The sequence below is a fragment of the Pseudomonas sp. PS02290 genome (assembly GCF_029960075.1).
Taxonomy (GTDB): domain Bacteria; phylum Pseudomonadota; class Gammaproteobacteria; order Pseudomonadales; family Pseudomonadaceae; genus Aquipseudomonas.
This window is the reverse complement of sequence record NZ_JASCOY010000161.1, coordinates 1-6,973: the sequence shown is the minus strand read 5'-3', so window position 1 is coordinate 6,973 and position 6,973 is coordinate 1. Positions and strand designations below refer to the sequence as shown.

6 protein-coding genes are annotated in these 6,973 nt (G+C 64.0%); 3 read left to right on the top strand and 3 right to left on the bottom strand.

Annotated elements, in window-relative coordinates; genetic code table 11:
• Positions 1 to 231: 231 nt before the first annotated feature.
• A complete protein-coding gene (locus QMX88_RS28255) occupies positions 232 to 1,107 on the bottom strand; it encodes a LysR family transcriptional regulator (protein ID WP_282373549.1) in 876 nt (291 codons plus the stop codon).
• A gap of 141 nt (positions 1,108 to 1,248) precedes the next feature.
• Here QMX88_RS28255 and QMX88_RS28250 point away from each other — a divergent pair, with 141 nt between their 5' ends.
• A complete protein-coding gene (locus QMX88_RS28250) occupies positions 1,249 to 2,778 on the top strand; it encodes an MFS transporter (RefSeq protein WP_282373548.1) in 1,530 nt (509 codons plus the stop codon).
• A gap of 25 nt (positions 2,779 to 2,803) precedes the next feature.
• Here the strand turns inward: QMX88_RS28250 and QMX88_RS28245 are convergent, their stop codons facing one another.
• Together QMX88_RS28245 and QMX88_RS28240 are read right to left on the bottom strand one after the other, a co-directional pair.
• Complete coding sequence (locus QMX88_RS28245; RefSeq protein WP_282373547.1) at positions 2,804 to 3,940, bottom strand: glycerate kinase; 1,137 nt, start codon at positions 3,938 to 3,940, stop codon at positions 2,804 to 2,806.
• A 115-nt stretch (positions 3,941 to 4,055) separates the two neighbouring features.
• Positions 4,056 to 5,141 (bottom strand): CdaR family transcriptional regulator, encoded by a 1,086-nt coding sequence (locus QMX88_RS28240; protein ID WP_282373545.1) that lies wholly within the window; start codon positions 5,139 to 5,141, stop codon positions 4,056 to 4,058.
• Positions 5,142 to 5,337: 196 nt separating this feature from the next.
• On the opposite strand from QMX88_RS28240, the gene QMX88_RS28235 reads away from it, so the two are divergent.
• Both QMX88_RS28235 and QMX88_RS28230 read left to right on the top strand, forming a co-directional pair.
• Complete coding sequence (locus tag QMX88_RS28235) at positions 5,338 to 5,664, top strand: helix-turn-helix domain-containing protein (RefSeq protein ID WP_192172350.1); 327 nt, start codon at positions 5,338 to 5,340, stop codon at positions 5,662 to 5,664.
• Positions 5,665 to 5,681: 17 nt separating this feature from the next.
• A complete protein-coding gene (locus QMX88_RS28230) occupies positions 5,682 to 6,827 on the top strand; it encodes an alpha/beta fold hydrolase (RefSeq protein ID WP_282373544.1) in 1,146 nt (381 codons plus the stop codon).
• Positions 6,828 to 6,973: the final 146 nt, after the last annotated feature.

Below are 6,973 nucleotides of genomic sequence, written 5' to 3'. Positions count from 1 at the left end.
GGCTGAACGCAGGTCTCGCTCAGTGGGCCGAGCCGCATGGATGCGGCGAGAGCGCCGTCAGGACATGGATGTCCGTTCGGCGCGGGCCCACGGAGCGAGACCGGAGTGAAGGAACCCTGACGAAGGAAGGGCCCAACCGAGAGCAAGCACCCTTGGTTACTTGGGGTGCTTTTCCAAGTAACTCGGCGAAGCCGAAACAGTCTGCCCCCAGGCAGACGCTCTTGATCTTTTTTACAGCGCGCGCGCGCCTTTGACGTACTCAACAAACCTGATCACCGCCGGGGCCTTTTCGTGGCGTCGGTGGATCAGTGACAACGACGAGCTCGGCTGACAATCCTCGATCCGCCGATACACCACATTCGGCAGACGAATGTGATCCACCACCGACTCCGGCACCACCGCCACACCCTGACCAAGACTCACCAGCGCAATCACCGACACCAGCCCGCCCGGCTGCGGACCCAGGGTCGGCGCGAAACCGCCGTGGGCCGCCACCTCCAGGGTGCCGGAAATCTGCTCAGGCAGGATGAACGTCTCGTTCTGCAGGTTCACCGCATTGATGAGTTTCAGCTTGCACAGCCACGAACTGTCCGGCAGCGCCAGGGCAAACCCCTCCGTCAGCAACTGCACGGCGCTCAAGGAATCGGGCAACTGCATGGGAGAGCGGATGAAACCCACGTCCAGCCGCCCCTCCTCTATGAGCCGCGGCAGTGTCGGCATCAGGTGCTTGTTGATGCTGAATTCGACGTCGGCGTATCGCTCCCGAAACTGGCTGACGTGGCGCTGCAATACCCCGGAAAACACCGCTGAGGCGACGTAGCCCAACTCGATCCTGCCGGCCTCGCCACGGCCGGCGCGCTGGACGTTGTACTGCGCGGTTTCAAATTGACGCACCGCCAGTTCGGCCTCGATCTGCAGCGCGCGCCCCGCTTCCGTCAGCCTCACCTCCCGCTGTTCCCGCAAAAACAGTCGGGTGCCCAGCGCGTTCTCCAGGTCCTGAATCTGCCGTGTGAGCGTGGGCGGCGCGATGCCCAGTTGCTCGGCGGCCCGAGTGAAATGGCGGTGGCGAGCAACGGCCAAAAAATAACGAAAGTGCCGGATTTCCATGGAGCGTTACCTGAGAGGTAATGAAAAAGCGGGGAGCGGGTAACAGAGCATAGGGCATATCCCCTTACTCTGTTCAGGCGACGAACCCTTTCATATCGACCTGCGTTAGTCAGCACCTAACAGCGTCCGGAGCCCCCACCCATGTCTCGACCCAGCCCCCGCCTGACCCTGCTCACGGCCTCCGGCGTATGCGCGTTGATCGTGCTCGACACCAACATTGTCGCGGTCACCCTGCCGAGCATCGCGCGGGATCTGGGTGCCGGTTTTGCCGACATCGAGTGGGTGGTCAGCGCCTACATGCTGGCCTTCGCCGCGTTGTTGCTGCCTGCGGGCAGCCTGGCCGATCGCTTTGGCCGCAAGCGCATGCTGATCACAGGGCTGGTGCTGTTCATCCTGGCATCGCTGGGTTGTGGCGCGGCGCCGGACATTCTTTTCCTCGACATTGCCCGGGCGATCAAGGGCGTGGGCGCGGCGCTGCTGCTCACCTCGGCGCTGGCAACCATCGGCCACGTTTTCCACGACGAAGCCGAGCGCGCCAAGGCCTGGGCGTTCTGGGGCGCGTGCATGGGTGTGGCCATGACCGCCGCCCCCACGATCGGCGGGTTGATTGCCGAGCTGATCGGCTGGCGCTGGATTTTCTACCTCAACCTGCCGGTGGGTATTGGGCTGCTGGTGATGGTCATGCGTAACATTCAAGAGTCACGCAACGAGCAGTCGGCGCGTCTCGATCCCTGGGGCAGTCTGTTTTTCAGCACCAGCCTGCTGAGCCTGATCTGGGGCCTGATAGAAGCCAACCGAATCGGCTGGGACCACCCGCTCACGTCCATGCGCCTGGCAGCGGGGGCGGTGCTCCTCGTGCTGTTCATCATCGCCGAGCGCCTGCAACGCCGGCCGATGGTCGATTTGCAGCTGTTCAACTACCCGCGCTTCATCGGCGCCCTGCTCGGCATGTTCGCCTACGCCGGCTGCGCCCAGGTGATGATGACGTTGCTGCCGTTTTACCTGCAGAACGGCCTGGGCTTCAGTGCCATCGATTCGGGCCTAGGGATGCTGCCGTTCGCGATCACCATGCTGCTGTTGCCGCGCTTCGGGCCGACGCTGTCACGGCACCTGTCGCCGGCGGCCATGATGGCGCTGGGCCTGACCCTTGTGGGCGTCGGCAACCTGCTGTGCGCCTGGGCCACCGGGATTGGCGGCTACCCGGCGTTCGCGGCGGCGATGGCCGTGACTGGGGCGGGCGCAGGCTTGCTCAACGGTGACACGCAGAAGAACATCATGGCCTGCGTACCCCGGGAACGCACCGGCATGGCGTCGGGGATGAGCACGACCATGCGGTTCAGCGCGATCATGCTGGCGATCGGCGTCTATGGCGCGCTGCTCGCCAGCCATACGCTCGGATCGCTGAAGAACACACTGGCGACCGCCTCGCCCCACCTCCTCGATCAGGCCGAGCACATCGCCTCACGGGTGGTGGCCGGCGACATGAACGCTGCGCTGCAAACCGTCGATGCCAGCGCGCGGGGAATGATTCAGCCGCTGGCCCGGGACGCCTTTGTCTCGGGATTCGGCTCGGTATTGTGGGTTGCGGGCCTGATCGCCCTGTTGGCCGCGGTGCTGGTGGGCACGTTGATGCGCAGGCCGATTCCGCTGATGCACCTGAAAACTGCCTGATCGAGGCGACCGCTCGGGCAAAGCGTTAACGGGCTGCGAGGGCCCACACCCGGGCGATATCCCGGGCGCGGTCGTGGAGCAACGTCGCGGCGTTGGCGCAGGCGAACTCCAGCGTCATCGGCCCGCTGGTCACGGCGAAGGCGGCGCTGATGCCGTGGGCATACAGGTCGGCGTAGCCCTCCCCCAGTGTCCCGGCCAGCACGATGACCGGCACGTTTTTACGCTGAGCCATCCGGGCGACGCCGAAGGGGGTTTTGCCGCGCAGGGTCTGGGCGTCAAAACGGCCTTCTCCGGTGATCACCAGGTCGGCGCCCGCCAATGCGGCGGCCAAGCCGGTCAGGTCGGCCACCACTTCCACACCGGGACGAAACGATGCATTCAGATAGGCCTTGGCCGCGAAGCCCATGCCGCCTGCCGCGCCGCTGCCGGGGTACTCGCTGTCGTCGCGGCCCAATGCCTGAGCCGAGTGCTTGGCGAAATGCCCAAGGGCTGCGTCCAGCGCCAGCACCTGCTCAGGGGAGGCGCCCTTCTGCGGGCCGAAGATGTGCGACGCGCCTTGCACGCCGCATAGGGGATTGTTGACGTCGGCGGCGACTTCGAACTGCACACTGCTCAGGCGCGGGTCGAGCCCGGTCAGGTCGATGCGCGCCAGTTGTGCCAGGGCCAGGCCACCGGGAGCGAGGGGCTGGTCGTCCCGGTCGAGGAAGCGCGCACCCAGCGCCGACAGCATGCCGGTGCCGGCATCATTGGTCGCGCTGCCGCCGATGGCCAGGATTACCCGCTCGGCGCCGGCATCCAGCGCGGCCTTGATCAGTTCGCCAGTGCCAAACGTGCTGGTGATGGTCGCGTCGCGCTGGTCCAGGCTTAACAGTTGCAGACCGCTGGCCATGGCCATTTCGATGATCGCCGTGCGCGTGTCCGCCAGCCAGCCCCACTGCGCCTGCACGGGCTGCGCAAGCGGTCCGCTGACCTGATTGCTCATCCACTCACCGTCGCACGCCGCCAAGACCGCTTCGATGGTGCCCTCGCCGCCATCAGCCATCGGGCACTCGACCAGTTCGGCGTCAGGCCAGACGTCGATGAGCCCGGCGGCGATGGCGTGGGCGACACTTTGGGCGCTGAGGCTGTCTTTGAACGAGTCCGGGGCGATGACGATTTTCATGTTGTTCTCCTTGTCTGATGGCCGATCTTCGCACCCTGAAGCGACTTTACCGCCTTACGCTTGCACAACAGGTGGCTCGCTCGGTTGTTCATACGAACAACGCTGCGAAAGCGCCTTACTTGACCACCATCTGCGCGCCGAGATAAAGGCGCAGCAGGTCCTCGGTCCGGTAGGGATCGCAGCGGGTCAGTTCGGCGATTTTCTCCAGCCGGTAGCGCAGGCTGTTGCGATGGATGCCCAGCGTGTCGGCGCAGGCCTGGCTTTCGCCGCTGTAGTCGAACCAGGCGCGCAGGGTGTCGAGCAATTGCGGGTTATCGAGCAGGCGCTTGATCGGCTCGGCGATGCCTTCGGCCAGCCAGTCGTGGCGGTTGCGCCAGAACAGCAGCGCGACGCGATGGCTGGCCAGCCGCAGCAGTTTGACGGTCGGCCGCAAGTGACGCGCGTAATCGAGCAGGTCGCGGCCGGCGGTGCAGGCGGCGCGCAGGGAGGCCAGGTCCGCCGAGGGTTCGACGGTCGCCATGCGTTGCACAGGCCAGCCCTGTTCGTCGAAAAGCTCCAGCAGCAAAGCGTCGTCGCGGTCCTTGCCCACCGCGCGGCACCAATAAATCAAACCTGGCTCGCACGGCAGGCACCAGCTGTTGGCGTAACGCCCCATCAGCCACGCACTCATCGCACCGGCATAGGTCGCGCCTTCAGGCAGTTCGAGCAACACGGCCTGGCGCGGCAACTGCGGCTGCAAACCCAGCTGTTCAGCTTCGGCGACCAGATGGGCAGCGCTGTCGCCGAGCAAGAGCCGCGAAAGCAAGTCTTCACTGCGCTGATGCCGCCATTGCTGATCGGCCTGCTGGCGTCGATGCTCCATGAGCATCTCGGCGGTCATCTTCACCAGCTCCGCGTAGACCCGCACATCATCCGGCTCGCCGGTGATGCCGAGCACGCCGATCAGTTTCTGATCCAGCATGAGCGGCAGATTCACCCCCGGGCGCACGCCGTCGAGCTGCCGGGCGGTGTGCGAATCGATCTCCACCACGCGGCTGTTGGCGAGGACCAGCTGCGCCCCTTCATGCCGGGTGTACAACCGCTCGGCCTCGCCGCTGCCAATGATGATCCCCAGGTAATCCATGACGTTGACGTTGCACGGCAAAATCGCCATCGCCCGGTCGACGATGTCCTGGGCCAGGGCGTGGTCAAGGGCGAACATGAGGGGTGTCTGCGCAGCGAAGGGAATGAGGGTTCATACACATCAGGTCTTGTTTTTGTGGGTGGTGGGAGTCTGCCTGAATCTTGGTCCAGGCGCGATTGGCCGCTCGCATGGGATTTCAACTATAAGTAATATCCACGCCAGACTTATGGAAGTCTTATAAGGACGCCAAAGCATGGTTGATCGGATAACAACGATGAGCGCACCTACTAATAACATCCAGATCATCAACGGCCCCGACGGCAAACCCGCCTTCGTGGTCATCCCCTATGAAGAGTACGTCAGCCAGCACGGTGGGGAAGATCTGATCCCCCACGAAGTCGTCAGCCGGATTGTCGACGGCTCAACGCCAATTCGGGCGTGGCGCGAGTATCTGGATCTGACCCAGGAGCTTGTCGCCGGACGACTCGGTATCTCCCAACCCGCCTACGCCCAGCAGGAATCGGTGGCGCGTCCCCGCAAGCAGACTCGAGAAAGAATCGCCCAGGCGTTCGGCATCCGGCCCGATCAACTGGACATCTGAACACGCGAGAACTCAATTTGGCCCTGCACCGTCTCACCCTCCTCCTCTCCGCCCTGACCCTTCAGGCCTGCGCCTCCACCGAGGTGCCTCTGGGGCAGGCGAGTTTTGCCGAATATCGCCAGCAGACCATTGCCTGGATGCAGGAGAACCGGACCTTTCAGACGACTGATCACCCAGCCGAGATCGAGTGGAATGCACCTCGGGAATGGCGACCCAAAGCGCCAGCCACGCGGGGGATTTTGTTGGTCCATGGCCTCGGCGACTCGCCGTGGTCGTTCAATGACGTCGGCGAGGCGCTCGCGGCGCAGGGGTTTCTGGTGCGCACGGTGTTGCTGCCGGGCCATGGCAGCAAGCCGTCGGACATGCTGGATGTGACGCTCAGACAGTGGCAGCAGGTGGTGCGCGAGCAGACGCAGATTCTTGAGCGGGAGGTGCCGACGGTGTATCTGGGCGGGTTTTCGACTGGTGCGAACCTGGTGCTGGATTACGCGTACGAGCACCCGAATATCGCCGGCCTGGTGCTGTTCTCTCCGGCCTTCAAACCGGCGAACACCTACGCCTGGGTCACTCAGTACATCGGCTGGTTTCGCCCCTGGCTGGCGAAACCGGATGATGGCGTGCGCCCGATGCAGACGCCAGTCCGCTACCTGAACGTGCCCACCAACGGTTTCGCCCAGTTCTACCGCAGCGCGCTGTTGGCCCAGAAGCACCTCGACAAAGGGGCTTACGACAAGCCGGTGTTCGTCGCCATCACCGAGCACGATTCGGTGCTGGACACCGGTTACGTGCTGGACACCTTCAACGCGCGCTTCACCCATCCGCTCAGCCGGCTGATCTGGTATGGCAACGAACCGGCGCCGGCGCAGAAAAACCCGAGGGTGCGGGTGCGCAACGACTTCCTGCCGGAATACCGCATCGCCCAGTTCTCGCACATGGGGCTGATGTTCGCCCCCGCAAACCCGTTGTATGGAGTGAATGGCCGTCAGCGGATCTGCTGGAACGGCCAGTCATCCGCCGACATGCAGAAATGCCTGAATGGCGAGCCGGTGTGGTATTCGGATTGGGGCCATCGTGAACCGGGCAAAGCCTTCGCGCGGCTGACGTTCAATCCGTATTTCGAGTGGCAGTCGGGGGTAATGATGGAGGTTCTGGCGTACCCATAGTGGGACCGCGCACGCAGTAGGACCGGTTTTAGCCGGGAAGAGGCCCGTATGATCAACACACATTTAGCGGTGTGACCTCCGACGCATTCCCGGCTAAAGCCAGTCCTACAGGAAGACCGCGTTCAAATAGTAGGACTGGCTTTAGC